22 protein-coding genes, 1 tRNA gene and 2 pseudogenes are annotated in these 22967 nt (G+C 70.7%); 8 read left to right on the plus strand and 17 right to left on the minus strand.

Features of this window, described 5'->3' with window-relative positions; all coding sequences use genetic code 11:
• Positions 1 to 283 precede the first annotated feature (283 nt).
• The gene (locus AB0L21_RS07060) at positions 284 to 928 is read left to right on the plus strand and encodes an HNH endonuclease family protein (protein ID WP_364863581.1); all 645 of its coding nucleotides are present in this window, start codon (positions 284 to 286) and stop codon (positions 926 to 928) included.
• Between the two features lie 93 nt (positions 929 to 1021).
• Here the strand turns inward: AB0L21_RS07060 and AB0L21_RS07065 are convergent, their stop codons facing one another.
• The 4 genes and pseudogenes from AB0L21_RS07065 to AB0L21_RS07080 all read right to left on the minus strand — a co-directional run bounded on the left by AB0L21_RS07065 (position 1022) and on the right by AB0L21_RS07080 (position 2783).
• Complete coding sequence (locus tag AB0L21_RS07065; RefSeq protein ID WP_365699339.1) at positions 1022 to 1669, minus strand: VTT domain-containing protein; 648 nt, start codon at positions 1667 to 1669, stop codon at positions 1022 to 1024.
• A gap of 101 nt (positions 1670 to 1770) precedes the next feature.
• Positions 1771 to 2226 carry a DoxX family protein gene (locus AB0L21_RS07070; RefSeq protein ID WP_365699340.1) on the minus strand — a complete coding sequence of 152 codons (456 nt, stop codon included), beginning with the start codon at positions 2224 to 2226 and terminating at the stop codon, positions 1771 to 1773.
• 102 nt (positions 2227 to 2328) lie between these two features.
• Positions 2329 to 2537 (minus strand): annotated as a pseudogene (locus AB0L21_RS07075) (FAD-binding protein); the annotation flags it as partial.
• A gap of 15 nt (positions 2538 to 2552) precedes the next feature.
• The gene (locus tag AB0L21_RS07080; protein WP_365699342.1) at positions 2553 to 2783 is read right to left on the minus strand and encodes a DUF2277 domain-containing protein; all 231 of its coding nucleotides are present in this window, start codon (positions 2781 to 2783) and stop codon (positions 2553 to 2555) included.
• 92 nt (positions 2784 to 2875) lie between these two features.
• Between AB0L21_RS07080 and AB0L21_RS07085 the strand changes: the two genes are divergently transcribed.
• Positions 2876 to 3775, plus strand: a complete 900-nt coding sequence (locus AB0L21_RS07085) for a 2-dehydropantoate 2-reductase (RefSeq protein ID WP_365699343.1) — start codon at positions 2876 to 2878, stop codon at positions 3773 to 3775.
• A gap of 103 nt (positions 3776 to 3878) precedes the next feature.
• Positions 3879 to 4217: a hypothetical protein gene (locus AB0L21_RS07090; protein WP_365699344.1), complete on the plus strand. Its 339-nt coding sequence runs from the start codon at positions 3879 to 3881 to the stop codon at positions 4215 to 4217.
• Between the two features lie 46 nt (positions 4218 to 4263).
• Here AB0L21_RS07090 and AB0L21_RS07095 read toward each other — a convergent pair.
• A tRNA-Val gene (locus tag AB0L21_RS07095) sits at positions 4264 to 4335 on the minus strand.
• A 219-nt stretch (positions 4336 to 4554) separates the two neighbouring features.
• On the opposite strand from AB0L21_RS07095, the pseudogene AB0L21_RS07100 reads away from it, so the two are divergent.
• The 3 genes and pseudogenes from AB0L21_RS07100 to AB0L21_RS07110 all read left to right on the plus strand — a co-directional run bounded on the left by AB0L21_RS07100 (position 4555) and on the right by AB0L21_RS07110 (position 7455).
• A pseudogene (locus AB0L21_RS07100) lies at positions 4555 to 5257 on the plus strand (DUF4097 family beta strand repeat-containing protein).
• Positions 5258 to 5330: 73 nt separating this feature from the next.
• Positions 5331 to 6725: a hypothetical protein gene (locus AB0L21_RS07105; protein WP_365782674.1), complete on the plus strand. Its 1395-nt coding sequence runs from the start codon at positions 5331 to 5333 to the stop codon at positions 6723 to 6725.
• Positions 6726 to 6822: 97 nt separating this feature from the next.
• Entirely contained in the window at positions 6823 to 7455 is a 633-nt protein-coding gene (locus AB0L21_RS07110; RefSeq protein WP_365699346.1) for a DUF4383 domain-containing protein, read from the plus strand.
• Here the strand turns inward: AB0L21_RS07110 and AB0L21_RS07115 are convergent.
• From AB0L21_RS07115 to AB0L21_RS07125, 3 genes are all read right to left on the minus strand, one after another.
• Positions 7443 to 8546: an amidase domain-containing protein gene (locus AB0L21_RS07115; protein ID WP_365699522.1), complete on the minus strand. Its 1104-nt coding sequence runs from the start codon at positions 8544 to 8546 to the stop codon at positions 7443 to 7445. The genes AB0L21_RS07110 and AB0L21_RS07115 overlap by 13 nt on opposite strands.
• 187 nt (positions 8547 to 8733) lie before the next feature.
• Positions 8734 to 10029, minus strand: a complete 1296-nt coding sequence (locus AB0L21_RS07120) for a hypothetical protein (RefSeq protein ID WP_365699347.1) — start codon at positions 10027 to 10029, stop codon at positions 8734 to 8736.
• Between the two features lie 43 nt (positions 10030 to 10072).
• Positions 10073 to 12265 carry a transglycosylase domain-containing protein gene (locus tag AB0L21_RS07125; protein WP_365782835.1) on the minus strand — a complete coding sequence of 731 codons (2193 nt, stop codon included), beginning with the start codon at positions 12263 to 12265 and terminating at the stop codon, positions 10073 to 10075.
• Between the two features lie 210 nt (positions 12266 to 12475).
• On the opposite strand from AB0L21_RS07125, the gene AB0L21_RS07130 reads away from it, so the two are divergent.
• A complete protein-coding gene (locus AB0L21_RS07130; RefSeq protein ID WP_365699348.1) occupies positions 12476 to 12703 on the plus strand; it encodes a zinc ribbon domain-containing protein in 228 nt (75 codons plus the stop codon).
• A 103-nt stretch (positions 12704 to 12806) separates the two neighbouring features.
• Here the strand turns inward: AB0L21_RS07130 and AB0L21_RS07135 are convergent, their stop codons facing one another.
• Genes AB0L21_RS07135 through AB0L21_RS07145 form a run of 3 tightly spaced genes read right to left on the minus strand, consistent with a single transcriptional unit; the run spans position 12807 to position 17298 of the window.
• A complete protein-coding gene (locus AB0L21_RS07135) occupies positions 12807 to 13619 on the minus strand; it encodes an HAD family hydrolase (protein ID WP_365782676.1) in 813 nt (270 codons plus the stop codon).
• The gene (locus AB0L21_RS07140) at positions 13619 to 16093 is read right to left on the minus strand and encodes a phosphoribosyltransferase (protein ID WP_365782678.1); all 2475 of its coding nucleotides are present in this window, start codon (positions 16091 to 16093) and stop codon (positions 13619 to 13621) included. Before AB0L21_RS07140 ends, AB0L21_RS07135 begins: the two co-directional genes overlap by 1 nt.
• A 38-nt stretch (positions 16094 to 16131) precedes the next feature.
• The gene (locus AB0L21_RS07145) at positions 16132 to 17298 is read right to left on the minus strand and encodes an HpcH/HpaI aldolase/citrate lyase family protein (RefSeq protein ID WP_365699351.1); all 1167 of its coding nucleotides are present in this window, start codon (positions 17296 to 17298) and stop codon (positions 16132 to 16134) included.
• 176 nt (positions 17299 to 17474) lie between these two features.
• Between AB0L21_RS07145 and AB0L21_RS07150 the strand changes: the two genes are divergently transcribed.
• Positions 17475 to 18191 (plus strand): TerD family protein, encoded by a 717-nt coding sequence (locus tag AB0L21_RS07150; protein WP_365699352.1) that lies wholly within the window; start codon positions 17475 to 17477, stop codon positions 18189 to 18191.
• A gap of 45 nt (positions 18192 to 18236) precedes the next feature.
• Here the strand turns inward: AB0L21_RS07150 and AB0L21_RS07155 are convergent, their stop codons facing one another.
• The 6 genes from AB0L21_RS07155 to AB0L21_RS07180 all read right to left on the minus strand — a co-directional run bounded on the left by AB0L21_RS07155 (position 18237) and on the right by AB0L21_RS07180 (position 22711).
• Entirely contained in the window at positions 18237 to 18974 is a 738-nt protein-coding gene (locus AB0L21_RS07155) for a Tellurium resistance (RefSeq protein WP_365699353.1), read from the minus strand.
• 88 nt (positions 18975 to 19062) lie between these two features.
• Positions 19063 to 20202 carry a DUF475 domain-containing protein gene (locus AB0L21_RS07160; RefSeq protein WP_365699354.1) on the minus strand — a complete coding sequence of 380 codons (1140 nt, stop codon included), beginning with the start codon at positions 20200 to 20202 and terminating at the stop codon, positions 19063 to 19065.
• Between the two features lie 76 nt (positions 20203 to 20278).
• Positions 20279 to 20857 carry a TerD family protein gene (locus AB0L21_RS07165; RefSeq protein ID WP_365699355.1) on the minus strand — a complete coding sequence of 193 codons (579 nt, stop codon included), beginning with the start codon at positions 20855 to 20857 and terminating at the stop codon, positions 20279 to 20281.
• A gap of 112 nt (positions 20858 to 20969) precedes the next feature.
• A complete protein-coding gene (locus AB0L21_RS07170) occupies positions 20970 to 21545 on the minus strand; it encodes a TerD family protein (protein WP_365699356.1) in 576 nt (191 codons plus the stop codon).
• A 137-nt stretch (positions 21546 to 21682) separates the two neighbouring features.
• The gene (locus tag AB0L21_RS07175) at positions 21683 to 22141 is read right to left on the minus strand and encodes a peroxiredoxin (RefSeq protein ID WP_365699357.1); all 459 of its coding nucleotides are present in this window, start codon (positions 22139 to 22141) and stop codon (positions 21683 to 21685) included.
• 132 nt (positions 22142 to 22273) lie between these two features.
• Positions 22274 to 22711, minus strand: a complete 438-nt coding sequence (locus AB0L21_RS07180) for a DUF3052 domain-containing protein (RefSeq protein WP_030649446.1) — start codon at positions 22709 to 22711, stop codon at positions 22274 to 22276.
• Positions 22712 to 22967: the final 256 nt, after the last annotated feature.

Consider the following 22967-nt stretch of genomic DNA (forward strand, 5'->3'; position numbering starts at 1 on the left):
TGCACTGCTTGCCGAAGGTCTCGCTGGCGGACCTCGATGAAACGCGGCGGTCCGCCTCCGGGCGCCGGCTCAGGTTCGCTGAGCAGTATGTCGACGGTCCGGCGAAGAGCTACTCCCCTTCTGCGCTCCCCATCGTAAGGGATGTGAAAGTTCCGCCGTCAACCTTGTCGTGACATGCCCACGTCACTAACTTCTTACCGAGCGCTCACCCTCCGGCAACACCGCCCCGCGAGCATTCCCTCGCTCGCGCTCCAACACCGCCACCCCACAAGGGAGTTCACGCATGCCGAAGTTCTACGCGCGTCGACGGACGAGCATACTCGCGGCCCTCACCGGCCTGATAGCCTCCGTCGCCCTGTTCAACTCCCCGAACGCCTCCGCCGCCCTGCCCACGCCGGTCAGCGGCGCCACGGCCCGCAGCTACCTCTCCCAGCTCACCGTGGCCACCGAGAACCGCACCGGCTACAGCCGCGATCTCTTCCCGCACTGGATCACCATCAGCGGCACCTGCAACACCCGCGAGACGGTCCTCAAGCGGGACGGCTCGAACGTCGTCACCGACTCCTCCTGCGCCGCCACCAGCGGCAGCTGGTACTCCCCGTACGACGGCGCCACCTGGACCGCCGCCGCCGACCTCGACATCGACCACCTCGTACCGCTGGCCGAGGCCTGGGACTCCGGCGCGAGCAAGTGGACGACCGCGCAGCGGCAGGCGTTCGCGAACGACCTCACCCGGCCCCAGCTGATCGCGGTCACCGACAACGTCAACCAGGCCAAGGGCGACCAGGACCCGGCCACGTGGGTGCCGTCCCGGTCGGCGTATCTGTGCACGTACGTACGGGCGTGGGTGCAGGTGAAGTACTACTACAACCTGTCGGTGGACTCCGCCGAGAAGAGCGCGCTGACGAACTACCTGGCCGGCTGCTGAGTTCCGCCGCCGCGCCGTGGGGCTTTCCTGCCGTACGGCGACCGCTGGTCCGCTGTGGCCGGCCGTGCCGTTCCCGCGCCCCTTGAGGGCACTTCAGGAAACCGGGCGGCGCCGCATCAGGAAGCCCGCTGCCGCGCCCGCGCCGAACAGGGCCGCCACCGAGACGCCCGTGGCCATCCAGGTCGCACCCAGCCACCGGGCGCCGTAGTAGCCGAGGGCCACGCTGTAGGCGGCCCAGGACAGGCCGGCCAGGGCGGACCAGGGCAGGAAGTCGCGGACGCGGCGGTGGGCGGCACCGGCGCAGAAGGAGACGACCGAGCGGCCGGCGGGGGCGAAGCGGGCGAGGACGACCAGCGCGCCGCCGCCCCGGGCGAGGGCGTCGCCGAGACGTTCCTGCGCGGTGGTCAGCCGCCGGGAGCGGGCTATCGCCCGGTCCAGCCGCTCCCCGCCGCGCCAGGCCAGCCGGTACGCCACCAGGTCGCCGAGGACGGAGGCGGTCGCGGCGGACAGGATCAGGGCCAGGATGTCCGGCACCTCGTGCGGGACCCGGCCCGCCGCCGCGCCCGAGCCGGCCGCCGCCGCGGTGCCGGCCGTGATGACGAGCACGCCGCTGGGCAGGACGGGCAGGAACACGTCGAGCAGGACCGACAGGGCCACCACGGCATAGATCCACGGCCCGGCCGCCAGCGACCCCACGCTCTCGAACACCACGACTCCCGTCACTCCCCCGTTGACAGCCATACAGCGTACGCCGGGGGTGTGACAGGAGGTTCGCGGGGGGTTCGCGGGGTGATCACAGAGCGTTCACAGGTCTGCCGTCGGACGGCACACCGGTCACACCGTCAGGCGGCCACCGGCGACTGCTCCGGCGCGCGCTCGCCGTCCTGAGCGGCGCGGCGGACGAGGAGCCGGTCCAGGCCGAAGGCTCCGGAACCGGTGAAGACGAGCAGGAAGAACGCCCAGCAGAACAGCGCCGACAGCTCGCCGCCGTTCTGAATGGGCCACAGGGCGGCCTGCTGGTGGACGTCGAAGTAGGCGTACGCCATCGAGCCGGAGGCGATCAGCGCGGCGCCGCGGGTGCCGAGGCCGAGCAGCACCAGGCCGCCGGCGACCAGCTGGATCACGGCCGCGTACCAGCCGGGCCAGGTGCCGGCCGCGATGGTGCCGCCATGGGTGCCGGCGGCGCCGCCGAGGACGCCGAACAGGGACGCGGCGCCGTGCACCGCGAAGAGCAGGCCGAGGACGATACGAAAGAGCCCGATCACATAGGGCTGAGCGGAATTGAGACGTGCGGACATGAGGGGATCTCTCCTCTTCGGTGTCGGTCGGGCCGGCCGGGGACGAAAGAAGGCCGGTCGTGGGGGCGGCGGTACCGAACGGGAGACCCAGGTTAGGGGTGCCTAATCAGTGCTTGCAAGTTCAACATTCGGCCATGGCGACGGACCGGTCAACCGGCTCTTCTCCCGGCCGGGCGCCCGCCACGGTCACCCAGCGCACACCTTCCGCGGGCACTCGAACGCGAACTGCTTGCAAACACAGGTGTGGTGACGGTCCATCAGTAGTACGGAAGCCGCGTCACGTCCAGCCCACCTGTCTCATAACCGTCCACGGCGCGCACCATGCCCTAGCCCCCTCGCCGCACCGACTGCCCCCGCACCTCCAGTCCCCCGAGCAGCTCCGCCGTGGCCTGCGCCACCGCTGCCACCGCCTTGTCGAAGGCCTCGCGGTTGTGGGCGGCGGGGGCCCGGAAGCCCGAGACCTTCCGTACGTACTGCAACGCGGCCGCGTGGATGTCCTCGTCCGTGGCCTCACCGGCCAGCACGGGCGGACGCAGCGTCTTGATGCTCCGGCACATGTCCCCAGTCTCGCGCACCCCGCCGCCCCCTGCGATGATCTACGCGAAGGCGGCCACCGACACCCGGGGCCGACCGTCGAGAGGACAATTCAATGACGCATCCCCTCACCGTGGCCGTTCTCGGCCCCGGCGGCACCGGCGGCCTGCTCGCCGCCCTGCTGTCCCGCTCCGGGCACCGCGTGATCTGCCTGGCCGGCGAGGACACGGCCGGCACCCTGCGCCGTACCGGCATCACGGTCCGCAGCCCCCAGTTCGGCGACTTCACGACCGCCGTCGACGCGGACACCGAGCTGCGCGAGCCGGTGGACGCCTGCCTGATCACCGTGAAGCACACCGCGCTCGGCGCCGCCCTGACCCGGGTCCCGCCCGCCGTCCTCGGCGACGCCCTGGTGGTGCCGCTCCTGAACGGCGTCGAACACCCAGCGACCCTGCGCGCCCGGTACCGCGCCGACCGGGTCGCGCCGGCCGTGATCCGCGTGGAGTCCACCCGGATCGCCCCGGGCGTGATCCGGCACGGCAGCCCGTTCACGGAGATCGACCTGGCCGGGGACGCCGTACCCCGAGCCCGGCTCGACGCGCTGGCCGCCCACCTCACCGCCTGCGGCACGACCGCCCGCGTGGCCGGGGACGAGACGGCGGCGCTGTGGGCCAAGATGGCGTTCCTCGCCCCGTTCGCCCTGCTCACCACCCGGTACGGCGTCCCGCTCGGCGTGGCCCGTACCCGTCACCGGGACGAACTTCAGGCGCTGGTCGCGGAGACCACCGCGGTCAGCCGCGCCTGCGGCGCCCCGGCCGGCCCGGCCGAGGCCCTGGCCCGGTACGACGCCTTCCCGTCCGCCGCCAAGTCGTCCATGCAGCGCGACGCCGAGGCGGGCCGCCCGCTCGAACTGGACGCCATCGGCGGGGCGTTGCTGCGCGCGGCCGAGCGGCACGGGGTACCGGTGCCGGTGACGGCACGGCTGGTCCGGGAGCTGCGGGACTCCGCCCACTGACCCGACGCCGTCCGCCCCGCCCCCGCCACCCGTTCGGCTGAACCTCCCCCTGACCTCACGGACAGCCTCGCTCTCGTAAATCGAACAGGCGTAGCATTGCCGCGTGGCTACGACCTATGAATTCCCCAGTGACCTCCTCGCCGGTCAGGAGGAGCTGCATCAGGTCCGGGCCGAGCTGTCGGCCCTGCTCAAGCGGCTGCCCTGGTCGGTCGAGCCGATGGACGGCTTCAGCGACGACACCGGCTGGCGGAAGGTGGAGCGGCCCGCGTCCCCCGGCTGGACGGAGGACGAGCAGGCCGAGGTGGAGAAGCTGCGGCGGCGCGAGCACGAACTCGCGGTCTTCGTCAGCACGCACCGCTTCTGGGCCGAGGTCGCGGCGGCGGACCGCATGGAGGCCCGCTCCCGGCTGAAGCACGCCCACGAGAAGGCGGCGGAGGAGTAGGGCAAGGAAACGGCCCCTCGGAGAGTGCTCCGAGGGGCCGGACCGGTGGGCGCGGACGGTTTCGAACCGCCGACATCCTGCTTGTAAGGCAGGCGCTCTACCCCTGAGCTACGCACCCGGGACAGGTCGACAGCCTACATTGCCCGAGCGGCTGCCCCGCAAACCGGAGACAGGGGATTATCCCCACCCCGTTCCGGGAGGCCACCGGATCGTCGGCCCGGACGGCGGGTCTTGGCGTCGGCGGAGACCGAAGCACTCCGGCCGCGGGTGCGAGCGCCGGATCAGGCCGGTACAAGCCGACAGAAGCCGGTACAAGCCGGTTCAGGCGAGAGGTCACATGGTCCGTTCGCTTTCGTTCCGTGCCGTCCGGCCGGCCTTGCTCGCCGGTGCGCTCCTGGCGGGGCTCACCGCCTGTGGCGCCTTCCGGCCTTCTGCCCCCGCGCGGCGACGATCTCCAGCGCCGCGTCGTCGGAAACGGTCGAGGTGACCCGCTGGTTCGAGGGGTCCGTGGTCGCCGGGAGCGAGCCCGGGGTGCGGTGGTCCATGGACGGCGACCGGCTCGTGCTGCGGGTGCACTGCTCCGGGGTCATCGCCGCCTGCTCGGCCCGGCACCGGATCGAGGTGCCGCGCGGGGTCCGCGTCAAGGTCGTGAACGAGGACGGCGCCGTGCGGGCCTCCGGGTTCCGGGACGCGGTCAGCGTCCACGTCGGCGACGGCGCCGTGCGCGTCACCGACACCGGCGGCCCGCTGGACCTGCGGTCCGACGACGGACCGGTGCGCGCGCAGGTGTCCTCGCGCCGGGTGAAGGCGGCCACCGGCGACGGCGCCGTGGACGTCGAACCGACCGGCCCGCCGGACCTGGTCGACGTCCGCAGCGACGACGGGCCGGTGACGGTGGGCCTGCCCAGGGCGCGTACCGGGTGTCGGCGGCGGCCGACGACGGGTCGGTCACGGTGTCCGTGCCCCGCGACGACAGCAGCCCGCACCGGGTGTCGGCGCACACCCAGGACGGGAAAGTCACGGTGCGCACGGCGAACTGACCGCCCCGTGTGTTCGTCTTCAACGGGTGGGAGAATGACACCACCCAGGGCGACCACAGCACGGGAGAGGGATGTGACGGCGACACCGGGCACGCCAGTCAGCCAGCCGTACCCGCCGCCGTCCACCGCACGGGCCCGGCGCGGCCCCTCCCCGCTGCGGGACGCCCTCACCCTGCTCGGCCTGCCGGTACTGGCCGCGCTCACGCTGCCCGTCGCGTTCGCCGGCGGCGGCACCCGGCGCTGGTTCGGCGGGCGCGCGGAGAGCCACCGGGCCGACGCGCAGGCCGCGAAGGACGCGGCGGCGACGGCGTTCTACGAACTCGACACCGCGCAGCGGGATCTGCGGATCTCGGTGGAGACCATCTCGGCGGTGGACGACTCCCCCGCCGCCCGGCGCGCCGTCGGCGACTTCGAGGCGCTCGGGCGCCGGATCGACGAGGCCAGCCGGCGCTACATCGAGGCCGTCGACGCCCACGACCTGGACCGGGACGATCTGGAGGCCGGCACGGCGGCCCGGGCGCGGGCCGAACTGACCGCGGCCAAGGACGAGCTGGTCCGGGTCCGGCAGGAGCTGGACCGGTTCGGCGGCTCGCTGGAGCCGCTGCTGGGCAAGGCGGAGACACAGCTGGCCCGGCTGGCGCCCGCCGTGGAACGGGCCCGGCAGTCGCTGCTGGCGGCCAGCAACGCCCTGGACGCCGTACGGGAGCGGAACCTGCGGGCCGACGAGCTGGCCGCGCGGCTGGCGGCGCTGTCGCCGGAGCTGACCAAGCTGAACCAGGGCGCCGGACGGCACGGGGTGCAGGCGACGCTGGAGCGGGCCGAGCGGGTGCAGCGGGAGGCCGGGGCGATCCGGGCCGAGGCCGAGCGGCTGCCGGAGCGGGCGGCCGAGATCGACCACCGGCTGGTCAGCCTGCGCACCAGGGCCGAGGCGCTGACCACGCGGGCCGGACAGGTGGAGCCGGTGCTGAGCGAGCTGCGCCGCCGCTTCGCCGCCGCCTGCTGGCAGGACCTCCAGCAGGTGCCGGAGCACGCCGCGGAGAACGTACGGCAGGCCGAGGTGAAGCTCCGGGAGGCGCAGACGGCACGGGACGCCCAGCGCTGGGCGGACGCCACCTCGCTGCTGTCGACGGTGCGGGCGCTGCTGAACGCCACCGACGAGGCCGTGTCGGCCGCCGGTGACCGGCTGAGCAGGCTGAACGCGGTGCAGAAGGATCCGCAGGCGGAGATCGAGCGGACCCGGTTCGCGATCCGGGACGCCCAGCGGCTGGCCATGACGGGCCGTACGACCCCCGATCCGCGGCATGCCCGGCCGCTGGACGACGCGGTGGCCCGGCTGGAGCGGGCGATGGGCACGCTGGAGGGACGGCACCCGGACTACTGGCACTTCCTCACCGAGACGGAAGGGGTGCGGCATACGGTGGCGCGGGTGGTGGCGCAGATCCGCGAGGAGCGCGGCGCCGGGCACTGAGGCGCCGGGTACGGGCCTGCGCGTGTTGCCGGGGGTGCGGGGCTAGCGGATATTGAAGGGAACGGATGGCCTCCGCTAGCGCCCGAGGGAGGCGGACATGGCCACACACGCGGTGCACACGAGGAAAGCCGAGGAACGGCGGCCCCGGCTGGACGATCATCTGCCCGTCGACCACCGGCTCAACCAGGTCTACCGGATCGGTGCCGGCCTCATCGGCGCGTTCCTGGTCGTCTTCGGCATTCTCGGCCTGATCGACCAGATCGGCTTCTTCAGCACCGGCGGCAACACGGTCGCCGGGCTGAACTCCAACGGCGCGCTGAGTGTGCTGTCGATCTGCATCGGCGCGGTGCTGCTGGTCGGCATGGCGATCGGCGGGAACTTCGCGTCGACCCTGAACATGGTCCTCGGTGTGCTGTTCCTGCTGAACGGTTTCCTGTTCCTCGGCCTGCTGGACACCGGCAGCAACTTCCTGGCATTCAAGATCCAGAACGTGTTCTTCAGCTTCGTCGTGGGCCTGCTGCTGATGACCTTCGGCATGTACGGCCGGGTCGGTCACAACCTGCCGCACGACAACCCCTACTGGCGGGCCCGCCACCCCGAGGCCTCCCCGCAGGAGCAGCGGACGCCGCCCGAGCAGCCGGCGCGGCAGGAGCGGCGCCCGCAGGACGAGGAGCGGGAGAGGCCGGAGCAGCGGGGCCCGCGGCAGCCAGGACGGGGTCAGGTCCTGTAGGCGTAGAACGCCGCGTTCGGGTACGAGGCGACGAGGCTGGCCACCGACCGGTTGTACGTGTTGGTCGAGTGGTAGCTCACGTACGGCACGCCCCGGCCGTCCCGGTACGTCACGATCATCGAGTGGTCCTTGGACCCGTCGCGGTTGAAGTCCATCTGCAGCACGTCGCCGAGGTCCATCTGGTAGACGTTGGCGAGGCTGGTGGCCCGCTTCGAGGACAGGGCGAACCAGGAGAACTCGTTGACGCCGACGAACGAGTCCGACTGGATGTCGGCGGTGCCGAACCACTTCTTCCAGTCGTACGTGTAGCCGGGCACGTGCTTCCAGCCGCCGGCCTTCAGGACCTGGCTGACGAAGTTGGTGCAGTCGCCGCCGGCCCCCTGCCCGTTGAAGTTCGGGTAGGCCGGGTTGTAGTTGTTCCAGTACTTCTGCGCGTACGCCACCATGGCCTTGTAGTCGTAGCCGGTCGCGGAGAAGTTCTTCGCGTTGGCCGGTGCGGGCCAGGTGGTGGCGGCGCGGGCCGCGGAGGGCGGGCCGTCGTCCGCGGTGGCGGTCTTCGCCGAGGTGACGGCGGGCTTGGCGATCTGGTTCACCGCGAGGTAGCCGTCGTCGGTGTCGCGGATGCCGGTGAGCTGCCAGGTGCCGTGCCGGTCGGCCTGGAAGGTCAGCTCGTGGTGGGCCTGGAAGCCGGTCGACTTCGGTCCCTTGGCGGTGGCCTTGTCGTAGGTCAGCGTCGTGGTCTCGGTGACGGCGACCTTGGCGTGCCGGCCCTTCACCTGGGTCGCGTCGAGCGAGACCTTGGTGCTGCCCGCGCGGTACGTCTCGCCCAGCCGGGCCAGCCGGCCGCGGCGGTCACGCAGCTCGTCCAGCGCGGACTTCTCCTGGCGGGTCTGCCCGCCGGACAGGCGCACGGAACCGGAGAAGCCGGACGTGTGCCGGGTCTCCGCCTTTCCGGCGCCCTCCACCAGGGCCTGCGTACGGTCGGTGAAGACCGCGTCGGCCAGCCGCTGGAAGGTCGCTTTGGTCGCCGCGTCCACCGTCGGGTCGTCGGTCACCGCCGCACCCGCGCTCCAGTTGGGCACCAGGGCCACGCCGGCGACCACCGAGGCGGCCGCGGCGGTGACTATGGCCGTGCGGCGCCGCCCACGGCTCAGTCTTCTAGATTTCAATGATGTTCCCCTCTACGCCGGTACACCTACCGGGCGAGGGGCATCTTCGCACGCCGTGTGCGTCGGTTGTGAAGGGGGTTGCACAAGTGGAATCCCCGGCGCGCGCCCGTCACTTGACGACCGCCGACCAGTCGGGCGACTGGGCCGGGTCGAGGCTGCGCAGGGCGGCCAGGGTCTGCGGCTTCTGCGCGTCCAGCCAGTCGGCCAGCTCCTTGAAGGACACGCACTTGACGCCCTTCTTGGTGCAGACGTTCCTGACCACCTGGTCGATGGCCTTCATGTAGATGCCGCCGTTCCAGTCCTCGAAGTGGTTGCCGACGAACAGCGGGGCCCGGCTGCCGTAGTACACCCGGTTGAAGCCGGCCATGTAGGACTCGACGGTCTGCTGTTCCCACTGGGGGAACTTGGCCGGGTCGCCCTGGGTCTCACCGTCGGACTGGTTGTAGAGGAAGTTGAAGTCCATGGACAGGCCCTGGTACTTGCCGCTCTCGTACGGCAGCATCTGCAGCGGGAAGTCCCATATGCCTTTCTTCTTCGACGGCCATATCTGGAAGTCGCCCGGCGAACTGGCGTCGTAGCGCCAGCCGTAGCTCTTGATGGCCTTCAGCAGGTTCGGCTGGCCCTCCAGGCAGGGCGCCCGGCCGCCGGTGACCTCCTTCCTGAAGTCGAACGGCAGCGGCGCGAGGTCCTTGAAGCCGGTGTTGGTCTTCCAGCGCTCCACGAAGTTGTAGAACTGGTCGATCTCGCTCTTCCACTCCTCGACGCTCCAGTCGCCGCCGCCCTTGGCCCCGCAGAAGTGGCCGTTGAAGTGGGTGCCGATCTCGTTCCCGTCCTCGTACGCCTTGCCCAGCTGCTCCACCGTGGTGCGGATGTGGTCGTCGGTGGCGTAGTCGATGGCGGCGTCGCCCGGGGAGTGCATGGGGCCGTGGTACAGGGACTTCTTGCTCTTGGGCAGCAGGTAGATGCCGGTGAGGAAGAAGGTCATGTGGGCGTTGTACTCCTTGGCCAGCTCCCGGTAGTGAGAGAACAGGTGGTCGCTGCCCTCCAGCGCGCCGTCCCAGGAGAAGACCACGAACTGCGGCGGTTTCTCGCCGGGCTTGAGCGGCACCGGCTTCAACTGCCCCTTCTGCGGCCCGGTGTAGGAGGTGGAGCCGTCCCCGAGGACCTTGGTCCTGCCGTCCCACTCCGGGGTGGGGCTGGCCTTCGGCGCGCTCCTGGGTCTCTTGCCGGCCGCGGCGGCCGGCGTGCTGCTGCTGTCCGTGCCGGACAGTGCCAGGAACCCGGCGACCAGCGAGGCGACGACGAGGAGGGCGGCCAGCGTCAGGACCTGCGGCCGGGTGGCCCGGGGCGCACTGCGGCTGCGGGGGGCTCGGCGGCGGCCTGACGACGACATCTTGCGGGGCATGCGCGGCTCATTCTGCGGAAGGGTAGGGGGTACGGGCCCCGGCTCAGCCGAGACCCGTCGCTGCCGACCAGAGGGCATACGGGACGCTGTGGGCGGACCCGGCCAGGCCCTTGAGCGGCAGTGGCTCCAGGGACGTGGCCAGGTCGATCCGGTAGACGACGATCGCGGTGGACACGGAGTCGGCCGTGCCGACGTACCAGGCGGCGGTGTCCTTCTCGGTGGTGCCGGCCTTCCCGGACACCCCGGACCGGCCGGCCGCCGCCTCGGGATGGGCGGTGCGGAAGGTGTCGGTGAGCGCCTGCGTGACCTCCTCGGCCACCTTGGCGCCGACCGCGCGTCCGGGGCGCGGGGTGGCCAGGGCGACCGGGGAGCCGTTGCGGGTGATCCGGCGCACCGAGTACGGCTCGGTGTGGTTGCCGCCGGCGGCGAAAGTGGCGTAGCCGCTGGCCATCCGGATCGCGCTGGGCGTGGAGTTCCCCATCGACAGGGCCGGGACCTGGGGGCCGATGCTGGAGGACAGCAGCCCGGCCGCCTCGGCGGTCTGGCGCACCTTGTCCAGGCCGGTGTCCATGCCGAGCTGCATGAACGGGGTGTTCACGGACCGGGCCATGGCCTCGCGCAGACTGATGTCCCCGTACGACCTGCCGCCGTCGTTGTGCGCGGAGACCTTCTTGCCGCTGCGGTCCCAGTACGGCCCCTCCGGGGTGGTGACGGGCACGCCGTCGTCGCCGTCGTAGACGCTGTCCGGGGTGACGGGGGTGGCGGGTCCGCCGCGCGTCTTGTGCACGCCGTGTTCGAGCCCGGCGGCGTAGACGAACGGGGTGAACGCGGTGCCGGCCGGGACGGTGGTCGCGTTGGACTCGTTGTAGCCCTGGGTACGGTGGTCGGGGCCGCCGTAGACGGCGAGGATCCGGCCGTCCGCGGCCACCGAGGCGGCGCCGTAGTGGCCGTTCCTGGCCGCCGCCGGGTTGTCCTGCCTGGCCTGCTTGCGGGCCTTGGTGACGGCGTCGGTGAGCGCCTTCTCCCGCTTGCGGTCGAAGGTCGTGTAGATCTGGTAGCCGCCGAGGTCGAACTGCTTGTCCGTCAGGTGCCCGGCCTTCTTGGCGTACTGCGCGGCCAGCTCCACCAGGTAGTCGCTCTGCGCACCGGTGTTGTACAGCGGGTTGCTCTTCAACGGCTCGGGGAACTCGGTGTACTTGGCCCGTTCCCGCGGCGACAGCTTGCCGATCGTGACCATGCGGTCGAGGATCCAGGACCAGCGCTCGACGGCCCGGGCGTGGTTGGCCCGGCTGAGCGTGGGGTCGTACAGGCCGGCGCCCTTCAGCAGCCCGGCGAGCATGGCCGCCTCGGAGGCGTTGAGCTTGTCGACGTCCTTGCCGTAGTACGCCTGGGCCGCGCGCTGGATGCCGTAGCTGCCGCGGCCGAACCAGCTGGTGTTGAGGTAGCCCTCCAGGATCTGGTCCTTGCTCATCCTGTTGTCCAGCTTGAGGGCGATCATCGCCTCGGTGAATTTACGGCTGATCGTCTGGTTCTGCGTCAGATAGACATTTTTGACGTACTGCTGGGTTATGGTCGATCCGCCCTCGGTGTCCCCCTGCCCCAGCGTGCGGAACACGGCCCGGGTGATGCCTTTGGCGGATATGCCCGGGTCCGAGTAGAAACTCTCGTTCTCCGCGGCGAGCACCGCCCAGCGGACGTCCGGGGGGATGTCCTTCAGCGGCATCGCCTGCCGCTGCACCCAGCCGGTACGGGCCATGGGCGTGCCGTCGGACCAGAAATAGACGTTGTCCTGCTGGGTGGCGTACGAGTTGAGGTTGTCCGGTATGTCCGTCATCGCGTACGCGGTGACGAGGAACGCGCTGAGCAGACCGAACGAGGTCACGGTGGCACCGAGCCACTGGCGCCAGGAGGGTATCCAGCGGCGCCAGCCGGTACGCCCGGGGCGTGGGTACACCGGCTTCAGGCGGCGCGCGTAGGGGGCTATCCGGCGCGCGTACGGGGTCAGCGGGCCGAGCAGCCGGACGACCGCGCCCAGGGCCGCGCTCGCGGGCGTGACGCGCTCCCGCCCGGCGGAGCGCGCGCCACGCCGGCGCTCGGCCCGGCCGCCGCCCGGAGCGGGCGGCTCCGGCGGCGGGGGCACACGCAACTGCATGGTCTCGTCCGCCCTGAGGGCGTCGACTCTCAGATGCAGCGTCTCATCGGCGTCCAACGGCTTCTCGCCACGGCCACCCCCCATGGGGCCGTCCTCCCCCTGCGACGCATTGGTCACGCCTGCGTCTCCCTCCGCACTCGGTCTTGCTCGCGCGGGTGAGCTGAGCATCCTCGCAACGGCGTTCACAAATTATCAGTAACGTTTTCGAATGCCCTGCACATATGCCGGATAGAAAGCAACACTCATGAAACATTGAGACGCCCCCGGCCGGGCCTTGACGGCTAACCTGGGGCCATGCCTCGTTACGAGTACCGCTGCCGGACCTGCGGCGACACGTTCGAACTCAACCGGCCCATGGCTCAGTCCGCCGCCCCCGCGTCGTGCCCCGCGGGCCACGACGACACGGTGAAGCTCCTGTCGACGGTGGCGGTGGGCGTGTCGAACAACACGTCCGCGGCTGCGCCCGCGCCTTCGCCGAGGGCCGGTGGGGGCGGGTGCTGTGGGGGCGGGTGCTGCGGGTAGCCCCCTACGGGGGTACCGCGCGGTGCCGTCCCGCGGGTGCGGCGCCGTCGTGGCTGCTCGCGCCCACGCGGCGGAGCCGCACATCGATACAGCCCCGCGCCCTTCAGGCCGGCTGCCGTGCCGCTCTCAGGAACTCCCGTAGGATCCGCTCTCCCGCCAGGACCCCCCGTTCCGGGAGGGCGTTGATCTGTGGGGCCGTCCAGTCGGTGTCGGCCAGTTCGCCGTGGCCGGGGCGCCAGCCCCGGTCCGCGGCCAGCAGCAGGTCGGCGTCGAGCAGGGAGTCCCCGGCGGCCAGGGTCAGCTGCGCGCCGGTGCGCCGGGCCACCTCACGGACGGCCGCGCTCTTGGCAAGCGGCTTCGGTACGGCGTAGATCTTGCGGCCCTGCAGGGACACCGTCCAGCCCCGGTTCTCCGCCCACACCGCCAGCTCCTTCACCCAGTCCCCGGGCAGCAGCTCGCGCTCCACCACGAGGTACGCGAACAGGTCCTCGGCGATCCTGTGCTTGCGCACCCACACCGGGTCGGCGGACCGCAGCAGATGCTCGCTGACCTCCGCCAGCGGCGCGCACTCGTCGGCGAGCCGCGCCTGGACGCTCGCGTGCCAGTCGGCGTCGGTGACCCCGTCGACCAGCAGATGGCCGCCGTTGGCGCAGATCGCGTACGCCGGCGGCGGGCCCGGCAGGTTGATCCGCTGGTACTGCTTGCGCGTCCGGGTCGTCGTCGGCACGAAGACGGCCGTGTCGCCGAGGTCGGTGAGCAGCTGGGCCGCGGTCTCGGTCATGTAGGACAGCGGCTTGGCCTCGTGCACCTCCACGCACAGCAGCCGGGGCGCCCGCGGGTCCGGCATGGTCAGTGCGAGGGCCGCCGAGGAGTAGATCAGCGTCCGGTCCAGGTCGCTCGCCACCAGCACCGGCATCAGAGGTTCACCGCCTTGCCGTCGGCGCCCGTGGCGCCCCGCGTGTACTTGGGGTGGATCAGCCCGACGCAGGTGTACGGCAGGTCGTCCACCTCCTCCACCGGCACGCCGCGCTGCTCGGCGAGCAGTCGCACGTGGTCCAGGTCGGCGCCCGCGCCCGCCCGCGCGAGGATCTTCCACGGCACCCGACGGAGCAGCACCCGGGTGGTCTCGCCGACACCGGGCTTGACGAGGTTGACGTCGTGGATGCCGTACTCCTCGCTGATCCGCTCGACCGCCCGCCAGCCCGCCCAGGTCGGGGTGCGGTCCGTGGCCAGCAGCTCCTTCACCGCGCTGTCCACGCCCTCGGCCACCTCGGGGAAGCGGGCGGCGACGGCGTCGAGGAAGGCCACGGAGACGTCCGCGCCCGCGAGTTCGCGGTAGAACTTGGCGCCGTGGAAGTCGTGCGGGCCGACCAGGTCGGCGCGCAGGACCGTACGGGAGATCAGCCCGGAGACGGTCGAGTTGAGGCACGCGGAGGGGATGAGGAAGTCCTCGCGGGTGCCGTAGGTGCGTACGCAGGAGCCGGGATCGGCGAGGACCGCGATCTCCGGGTCGAACCCGGTGACGCCTTCCTTCCGCTCGAACTCCTCGACGGCTTCGGCGAGTTCCCGGGTGATCGCCCCCTTGCCGGTCCAGCCGTCGACGAAGACGACGTCCCGGGGGTCGTGGTGGGCGGCCAGCCAGCGCAGCGCGTTGGCGTCGATGCCCCGGCCACGCACGATCGACACGGCGTAGTGCGGCAGGTCGAGGCCGTGCCGGAACCGGGCCCAGCGGCGCATCAGGATGCCGACCGGGGTGCCGGCGCGGGCCAGGGAGACCAGCACCGGGCGGGGCGACCGCTCGGCGATGACGGCCTCGGTCACGACACCGACGGCCTGCGCGAGGCGGGCGGCGGAGGCGTCCAGGGCCGCGTGGAACAGCTCCTGGTACTGCGCGCTCGGCTGGTACTCCACCGGCAGCGACTCGGCGTAGTGCGCGCCGCCGCGCTGGATGGCCTCCTCCCGCTCCTCCGTCGGCGCCTCCAGGGACACCTCGGAGAGGTCCTGGAGCAGCCAGCCGACCTCCTCCGGCGCGTACGAGGAGAACGCGGGGCCGCGCAGGGGCTCGGGCAGCATGGCCGGCCTTTCGGGAGCGTGCGGAACGTACGAGGGTACGACCGCGAGCAGGACGTGCGGGACGTGCGCGGCGAGGGCGGCCAGCAGGCCGTCGGGCGCGTGCAGGGCGGGGGTGTCGGCGACGGAGTCGACCACCGCGACGACGGCGTCGAAACCGGCGCCGGCCACGTTGTAGGCGTACCGCTCGCCGGGCCCGTCGGCCGGGTCGTCGTGGGCCGGGAAGACCAGGCGGCTGCGGATGGCGTAGCCGGGGTCGTCGACGGCGAGGACGGGCGACCGGGTGGTGGTGGAGAACCGCACCTCGGCGTCCGTGCCCCGCTCCACCTCCTGGGCGAGCCGCAGCGGAACGTACATCAGTTCCTCCGACCCGAGCACCAGGACGCGCCGGGCACCGGCAGGCAGGGCCGCGCGTATGCGCCCGGCCATGGCGGGCAGCGCCGCTTCGAGCCGGGCCCGGTGCGCGGGGGTGAAACCGTGCCGCCCGCCGTCGGGGAGACCGGAGGGCCAGTGCAGGTCCACCTTTGCGACGTGGCCCGGCTGCCGCGCCCCCTCAGGGGCGCGGGGAACCGCGCGAGCAACCACACTCGACCCGCGCCCGACGGCCTCACACTCCGCGACCAGCCGCTGCCCCTTCTCCAGCACACCGTCCGGCAGCTGTACGGTCCCGGACGCGGCGGCGACGACATCCACGCGCGCCCTGATCTCCTGTGCGAACCGCTCCAGCCGCGCGGAGTCCTCAGCCGACCGCATGTCGACCAGAGCGACCACCACATACCGCTCCCGCGGATACCGCTCGTGCAGGTCACGCATGGTGTTCAGCACGGTGTTACCAGTGGAGAACTCATCGTCCACCAGCACAAGAGGCCCCCGACCGGCCAGCAGCCCGGGATCCTCGGGAAGCACCATGTGAGACGTGGCATGGGAGTGCGACTCCTCGAAGCCGCCCGCGGGGGCCACCCCGGGAACCGCCCGCCGCGTGGAGTGCAGATACGGCACCGCACCGAGACCGTCGGCGACCGCGTGCCCCAGCCCCGTCGCGGTCTCCGCATAGCCGAGGACGACAGCACCGGCCCCTTCCTCGCCGAGCAGCGCGGCGACCCGTCGGCCCAGGCGGAAGCCGTGCTCGTACACCACGGCGGGCGACTGGGGAACGTGCTTGCCGAGGACGTTCGAGACCAGCAGGTGCGCCCGCTTGGGGTTGCGCCGCAGCGCGAGCCCGAGCAGGGCCGGCAGGCCGTCGTCGCCCACGAGTCCGACCCCGAGTCGCTCGGCGACCCAGCTGCCGGACCAGACCCCGTCGTTCACTGCGTTGTTCATTCGTTCCTTGGAGAGGCGGAGGGGAGGTGGAGAAAGGTTCAGCCGGGTATGCCGGCGGCGAGCAGTTCCACGAAGCCGACGTCCTCGTTGGCGACGCCGAACACCTCGGCGCGCAACACGGTCCGCTCGGCCCAGGCGCGGTGCGGTTTCACTTCGTTCATCTTGTTCGTGTAGGCCGACCGGAGTACACCCCCGCCGCCGCGTTCCGGCCGCAGGATGTCCTGGGCGTCGCTGAACTCCTCGTGGCTGACCACCGAGAGCGCGTGCACGGGCAGGACGTGGGACGGGTGGATGCAGGTCTTGCCGAGCAGGCCGTTGGCCTGGTCGAGGGAGATCTCCCGGAGCAGTCCGTCCATGGCGTGTTCGATCAGCTTCTCGCGCAGTGAGACGGCCTGCACCTCCAGGAAGGGGCTCTGCCTCAGCTGCGGCTTGAACATGCGTTCGGGCACCCGGAAGTACTCCCAGACCGGGCCGGTGACGGTGAAGCCGGTGCCGTCGGCGCGGCCGAGCATGTTCACGACGTCGGCGATCACGGAGGCGACGATCTGGACGTCGTAGGCGGTCATGTCGGGGGCGCGGCGCAGGCCGTAGGAGGAGCAGAAGTCGGTCACGCCGAGGCGGAGGGCCAGCACCCGGTCCCGGTACTTGCCGACCGCGCGGGAGATGCCCTCCAGGGTCTCCACCCGGGACTCGCGGTAGAGCAGCTCGGGGGACTCCAGGACCGGCATGGCGAAGAGCCGCCGGCCGCTGCTGTTCTCGGCCGCGGTCAGGGCCTCCAGGAAGGGGATGCCGCGTTCCTCGGTGAACTTGGGCAGCACGAATCCCGACAGCAGGCGCACGGCCGGCCCCAGGCGGCGGACCAGGTCCGGTATCTGCTCGGGGGTGCGCACCCGGATGAACAGCAGGGGCGGCTCCGTGTCGGGCCGGGCGGCGAGGTCGGCGAACTGCCGGACGAGGTTCTCCTCGCCGGGCTCGACGTCCGCGTCGTCGATCGAGTCCTCCAGGCACAGCACCATCGAGACCACGCCGTTGCCGGCCTGTTTGACGATGTCGTCGGCGAGCCGGGGCCGGGTGGCCGGGCTGTACAGCGTGGCGCCCAGGGCCGCGGAGAGCAGCCGGGCCGGGGAGTCGGCGGTGAACGCGCACGGCTCCTGATGGAAGAGGCGCTGCCGCACCTCCGGGGCGATGTGCCCGAAATGACGCATAGGACTCCCTCAGGTTGCGAGCCGAGCCTGTGGGTTCGGTAAAGGGTGGCCGGTAATAGTACGTAGGGATCCATGTCCCAAGTTCCCTGCGGGCATGAATTTCCGGTAACTCGCCCATGTCGGCGGCACCGCACCCCGCATTGTCGTGACCAGGACCGAGAGGGCAGGATGACCGCATGACGCACGCGATGCTGAAAGGGTCGAACGTCCCGCTGGAGGCCACCACGGTGCGCACCGTGCTGCGCTGGACGCCCGGGCAGGGGGTCCCGGACGTGGATGCGTCGGCGCTGCTGCTGGGCCCGGACGGCCGCGTGCGCTCCGACGAGGACTTCGTCTTCTACAACCAGCCCCGGCATCCCTCCGGGAAGGTGTGGCGGCTCGGCAAGAAGCGGGTCGCCGAGGGGCTGACGGACACGATCCAGACGGACCTCTCCGGGGTGGAGCCGGGGGTCGGCCGGATCCTGCTGGTCGCCTCCGCGGACGGGGTCGCCTTCGACCAGGTGCCGGCGCTGTGCATCCTGCTGTACGACGCGGCGGTCGCCGACGGGGAGCCGCTGGCCCGGTTCGAGATCAAGCCGGAGACCGGCGCGGAGACGGCGCTGATCTGCGGTGAGCTGTACCGGCGTGGGGAGGGCTGGAAGTTCCGGGCGCTGGGTGAGGGCTATTCGAACGGGCTGAAGGGGCTCGCCACGGACTTCGGCATCTCGGTGGACGAGTCCGAGATGGAGGAGCCGGCCTCGTCCCAGCCGTTGCCTCCCGAGCAGCCGACGGCCGCGGTTCCGGCACAGCCGCCCGCGTACGGCTATCCGCAGCCGATGTCGGCGCCGGCGGCTGTGGCGCAGGACGCGTACTTCCGGCTGCCGCCGCAGGGGCCGCAGTTCATCGGGCGGTAGTCACCCCGGCGGGCAGGCGGTAGCCGCCCCTGGCAGGCAGGCTGGTCACCTGTCCACCTTCGTCTTGAAGCCCCTGCCCCACTGGAGGCCCCAGCCGTAGAGGCGGTCCAGTTCGCCCTGGAAGCCGTAGACGAACTTCACCTCGCGGCGGACGAGCAGTTCGCCCTTGATGTTCTCGATCATGACCACGGCGCAGGAGCGGGCCTGGGGGTGGCGTTCGTCCAGGCCTATCTCGATGCGGGGGCCGTTGCTGGGGTAGAGGGTGACGATGGCGTGCGTACGGTCGAAGGCGGGGGTCTGGTCGTAGATGTAGACGAAGACCAGCAGTCGCTTGAGGGCGTCCCGGTGGTCGAGGTTGACGTACATCGTCTCGCCGGACGCCGAGCCGAACCGGTCGTCGCCGCTGAGTTTGATGTACGGCGGTGCGTTGACGTCGCCGAGATAGCCGCCGAGGGGCTGTACGACCCCCTTCGTGCCGTCGGTCAGCTCGTACAGGCAGCCGAGGTCCAGGTCGACGTTGACCATGCTCTGGCCGTGGCCGAGGACCTCCGGCGGCTTCAGGGCCCTGAAGGGGTGCCGGAACAGGCTGGTGCGCTGGGCTCCGTCGAAGTCGGAGGTCCGCATCCGCCAGGAGAGGTTGACGCGCAGGTGGCCGGTGGCCGCTTCCTGCTTGGTGAGGGACACCGTCTGGTGCCGCCTGGTCAGCTCTATGGCGTTGGTCGACGCGTTGCCCGAGTCGAATGCGGCGGCGCGCCCGCCCAGCAGTCCGTCGAAGAAACCCATTCCCGCCCCCAGGTACCTGTTGTGACGCCGACGGGGCGGCCGACCGTGTCGGCCGCCCCGCTCAGAGCGTTCCTCACCGTCCGGGATGTCACACCCCGGAGGAGACCTCGGCCTTCTCGTCGCTGCCCTCGCCCGCCGCGGCCAGGGCGCGGTTGCGGCGGACGGAGGAGAAGAAGGACGCCGCGATCAGGACGACGCCGACGAGACCGGTGATGACCTCGTTGATCTCGTGCTGGATGGTGACCATGAGGATCACGGCGAGGGCGCCGATGGCGTAGTGGGCGCCGTGCTCCAGGTAGACGTAGTCGTCGAGGGTGCCCTGGCGGACCAGGTAGACCGTGAGCGACCGGACGTACATGGCGCCGATGCCGAGGCCGAGGGCCATCAGGACGATGTCGTTGGTGATGGCGAAGGCGCCGATCACGCCGTCGAAGGAGAAGGACGCGTCCAGGACCTCCAGGTAGAGGAACATGAAGAACGCGGCCTGGCCGGCCAGGACGATCGCGGGCTTCTGCTTGCCGGTGCGGGCGGCCTCTTCCTCCTCCTCGTGCTCGCGCTCCTCCTCTTCCTCGAGCTTGTCCTCGAAGTAGCCGGAGAGGCCGCCGACGACCATGTAGGTGATCAGGCCGGCGATACCGGCGATCAGGACCGTCTGCGCCTTGTCCACGTGGGCGCCGCCGTGCTGGTGGGCGTGGGTGGCGAAGGTGAACGACGTGATCAGCAGGACGACCAGGGCGATGCAGACCGACAGCATGTCGACCTTGCCGAGCTTGGCCAGGGGCCGCTCGATCCAGCGCAGCCACTGGATGTCCCGGTCCTCGAAGATGAAGTCGAGGAAGATCATCAGCAGGAACATGCCACCGAACGCGGCGATCGCCGGGTGGGCGTCGGTGACCAGCTGCTGGTAGCGGTCCTTGTTGTTGAGCGCGAGGTCGACGGCCTCGATCGGGCCCATCTTGGCGCTGATCGCGACGATGACGACAGGGAAGACCAGCCGCATGCCGAAGACGGCGATGAGGACGCCGACCGTGAGGAAGATCTTCTGCCAGAAGGCGTTCATCTTCTTCAGGATCCCGGCGTTGACCACCGCGTTGTCGAAGGACAGCGAGATCTCCAGGACGGCCAGGATCGCCACGATGCCGAAGGCGGTCCACCCCCCGTAGAACGCCGCCGCGACCAGACCGAGCGCGGTGACCGCGAACGACCAGCCGAAGGTTTTCAGAAGCACTGGCTACCCCATCGTGTGTTGGGGGCACCTCCCAGACGGAGTCCGGGGGAGGGTCTCCCCTGAGTCGTACCGAGTTTTACGAAACGTTGACTCCGAAGTCTAGAGCGATGCCTCGCAGGCCCGACGCGTACCCCTGACCCACCGCACGGAACTTCCACTCGCCCTGGTACCGGTACAGCTCGCCGAAGATCATGGCGGTCTCGGTGGAGGCGTCCTCGCTGAGGTCGTAGCGGGCCAGTTCCTGGCCGTCGGCCTGGTTGACGACGCGGATGAAGGCGTTGGAGACCTGGCCGAAGGTCTGCCCGCGCTCGTCCGCCATGTGGATGGAGACGGGGAAGATGATCTTCTCGCACTGCGGCGGCACCGTGGCGAGGTCCACCAGGATCGACTCGTCGTCGCCCTCGCCCTCACCGGTGAGGTTGTCACCGGTGTGCTCCACGGAGCCGTCGGGGCTGGTGAGCTGGTTGTAGAAGACGAACCACTCGTCACCCAGTACCCGGTTGCCGGCCCCGCACAGCAGCGCGCTGGCGTCCAGGTCGAAGGGAGCGCCCGTGGTGGACCGCGCGTCCCAGCCCAGCCCGATCATGACGTTGGTGAGGTTCGGTGCGGCCTTGGAGAGGGAGACGTTGCCTCCCTTGGCGAGCGTGACACCCATGATGCTGGTCCTCCCCTGGTGGTGCTTCCCTGGTTGTCCTGCGCGTCCGGCGCCGCCCCTAAACGGAGCGGCGCCGGTCTCACGGGCTGTCGGGCCTCACACGTCTTTCGTGTCAGACGTTGACGCCGAAGTCCTGCGCGATGCCCCGCAGGCCCGACGCGTAGCCCTGGCCGATGGCGCGGAACTTCCACTCCGCGCCGTGCCGGTACAGCTCGCCGAAGACCATGGCGGTCTCGGTGGAGGCGTCCTCGCTGAGGTCGTACCGGGCGATCTCCTGCTGGTTGGCCTGGTTCACGACGCGGATGAAGGCGTTGCGGACCTGGCCGAAGGACTGCTGGCGGTTCTCGGCGTCGTAGATCGACACCGGGAACACGATCTTGTCGACGTCGGCCGGGACACCGGCCAGATCGACCTTGATCTGTTCGTCGTCGCCCTCGCCCTCACCGGTGATGTTGTCACCGGTGTGCTCGACCGAGCCGTCGGGGCTCTTGAGGTTGTTGAAGAAGACGAAGTGCTGGTCGCTGATGACCTTGCCGGAGTTGTTCAGCAGCAGCGCGCTGGCGTCGAGGTCGAAGTCCGTGCCGGTCGTCGTGCGCACGTCCCACCCCAGGCCGACGATGACGGCGGTCAGGCCCGGGGCCTCCTTCGTCAGCGATACGTTGCCGCCCTTGCTGAGGCTGACTCCCACGGGTCCTCCATGTGGTGTTCAGGGGCGGGGAGCCCCGTCGTGCTTCGGATATGGGATCAACGTGCCGATCCTAGTGACGGGTTCCCACACCCCGCAGACCCTGGACCCGAAGAATCACAGGTGTCGCCCGCGGCCCGTCACAGAGTGTCGAGCGCCTTCACGTAGTCGTCGAGGTCGCGGGCGTCCGGCAGGCCGTTGACCACGGTCCACCGCACGACGCCCTCCTTGTCGATGATGAAGGTGCCCCGGACGGCGCAGCCCTTGTCCTCGTCGAAGACGCCGTACGCGCGCGAGACGTTGCCGTGTGGCCAGAAATCGCTCAGCAGGGGGTATTCCAGGCCCTCCTGCTCGGCGAAGACGCGCAGGGTGTGGATGGAGTCGTTGGAGACGGCGAGCAGCTGGGTGTCGCGGTCGGCGAACTTCGGCAGGTTGTCGCGCAGCTCGCACAGCTCGCCGGTGCACACGCCGGTGAAGGCGAAGGGGTAGAAGAGGAGGACCACGTTCTTCTCGCCGCGGAAGTCCGAGAGCTTCACGGTCCGGCCGTGGTTGTCCTTCAGCTCGAAGTCGGGCGCCTTGTCGCCGACCTGGATCGCCATCGTCGTGCTTCCCTTCGGTGGGCTGTTCGGGTGAGAGCGCGGCCAGACGCTCGGCTCCACCCTACGCAGCGGTCACCGGGGACTCCCGGACGGGCTGGGGCGATGTCCAGCCCGTCCGGCGTCCGAGGACGGTCACCTCTTGGACTTGGCCGCCTTCGGTGTCGCCAGCCGGCTGCCGCTCCAGTCCTTGCCGACGCTGACGCTCTTCGAAGCGGTCAGGCCGGCCGTGGTGGCGGCGTCCTGGATGTCGCTCGGCTCCACGTACCCCGCACGGCCGGTCTTCGGCGTGAGGAGCAGGATCGCGCCGCCCTCTTCGATGTACGTGGTGGCATCCACCAGCGCATCCGTCAGGTCGCCGTCGTCGTCACGGAACCACAGCACAACGGCGTCGGCCACGTCGTCGTAGTCCTCGTCCATGAGGTCGCCTGCGATGGTTTCCTCGATGGCCTCGCGGAGCTCCTGATCGACGTCGTCGTCGTAGCCGATCTCCTGGACCACCTGCCCGGGCTGGAACCCCAGCCTGGCGGCAGGGTTCGTCCGCTCCTCCGCGTGGTCCGCGGTCGCGCTCACGGGTTGCCTCCTGATCATGTCTTGGTAAGTATCTCAGCCACGCGCGTGCGCGAAGCATTGGCCGTAGTCCACACGGGCGGGGCGGATCGCGCAAGTACCCGGCCGCCGGGACCGCCGAAACGGTGACGATCCCGACCGTGTCGCCGCAACTCCCAGCACCGTATCTCGATTCCACGGGACCCACATCACACCGATGTGCCCGGTTTGTCACGTTCAGAATCATCCAGTGTCACGTCGCTCGAACAACTTTGCCAAG

Source organism: Streptomyces sp. NPDC052721 (assembly GCF_040678315.1).
GTDB lineage: Bacteria > Actinomycetota > Actinomycetes > Streptomycetales > Streptomycetaceae > Streptomyces.

What these genes read in the sequence shown, in the direction of transcription:
- AB0L21_RS07060 (WP_364863581.1), top strand. Translation starts at nt 284, where the DNA reads ATGCCGAAGTTCTACGCGCGTCGACGGACGAGCATACTCGCGGCCCTC.
- AB0L21_RS07065 (WP_365699339.1), bottom strand. Translation starts at nt 1,669, where the DNA reads ATGGCTGTCAACGGGGGAGTGACGGGAGTCGTGGTGTTCGAGAGCGTG.
- AB0L21_RS07070 (WP_365699340.1), bottom strand. Translation starts at nt 2,226, where the DNA reads ATGTCCGCACGTCTCAATTCCGCTCAGCCCTATGTGATCGGGCTCTTT.
- AB0L21_RS07080 (WP_365699342.1), bottom strand. Translation starts at nt 2,783, where the DNA reads ATGTGCCGGAGCATCAAGACGCTGCGTCCGCCCGTGCTGGCCGGTGAG.
- AB0L21_RS07085 (WP_365699343.1), top strand. Translation starts at nt 2,876, where the DNA reads ATGACGCATCCCCTCACCGTGGCCGTTCTCGGCCCCGGCGGCACCGGC.
- AB0L21_RS07110 (WP_365699346.1), top strand. Translation starts at nt 6,823, where the DNA reads ATGGCCACACACGCGGTGCACACGAGGAAAGCCGAGGAACGGCGGCCC.
- AB0L21_RS07120 (WP_365699347.1), bottom strand. Translation starts at nt 10,029, where the DNA reads ATGCCCCGCAAGATGTCGTCGTCAGGCCGCCGCCGAGCCCCCCGCAGC.
- AB0L21_RS07125 (WP_365782835.1), bottom strand. Translation starts at nt 12,265, where the DNA reads ATGGGGGGTGGCCGTGGCGAGAAGCCGTTGGACGCCGATGAGACGCTG.
- AB0L21_RS07130 (WP_365699348.1), top strand. Translation starts at nt 12,476, where the DNA reads ATGCCTCGTTACGAGTACCGCTGCCGGACCTGCGGCGACACGTTCGAA.
- AB0L21_RS07135 (WP_365782676.1), bottom strand. Translation starts at nt 13,619, where the DNA reads ATGCCGGTGCTGGTGGCGAGCGACCTGGACCGGACGCTGATCTACTCC.
- AB0L21_RS07140 (WP_365782678.1), bottom strand. Translation starts at nt 16,093, where the DNA reads ATGAACAACGCAGTGAACGACGGGGTCTGGTCCGGCAGCTGGGTCGCC.
- AB0L21_RS07145 (WP_365699351.1), bottom strand. Translation starts at nt 17,298, where the DNA reads ATGCGTCATTTCGGGCACATCGCCCCGGAGGTGCGGCAGCGCCTCTTC.
- AB0L21_RS07150 (WP_365699352.1), top strand. Translation starts at nt 17,475, where the DNA reads ATGACGCACGCGATGCTGAAAGGGTCGAACGTCCCGCTGGAGGCCACC.
- AB0L21_RS07155 (WP_365699353.1), bottom strand. Translation starts at nt 18,974, where the DNA reads ATGGGTTTCTTCGACGGACTGCTGGGCGGGCGCGCCGCCGCATTCGAC.
- AB0L21_RS07165 (WP_365699355.1), bottom strand. Translation starts at nt 20,857, where the DNA reads ATGGGTGTCACGCTCGCCAAGGGAGGCAACGTCTCCCTCTCCAAGGCC.
- AB0L21_RS07175 (WP_365699357.1), bottom strand. Translation starts at nt 22,141, where the DNA reads ATGGCGATCCAGGTCGGCGACAAGGCGCCCGACTTCGAGCTGAAGGAC.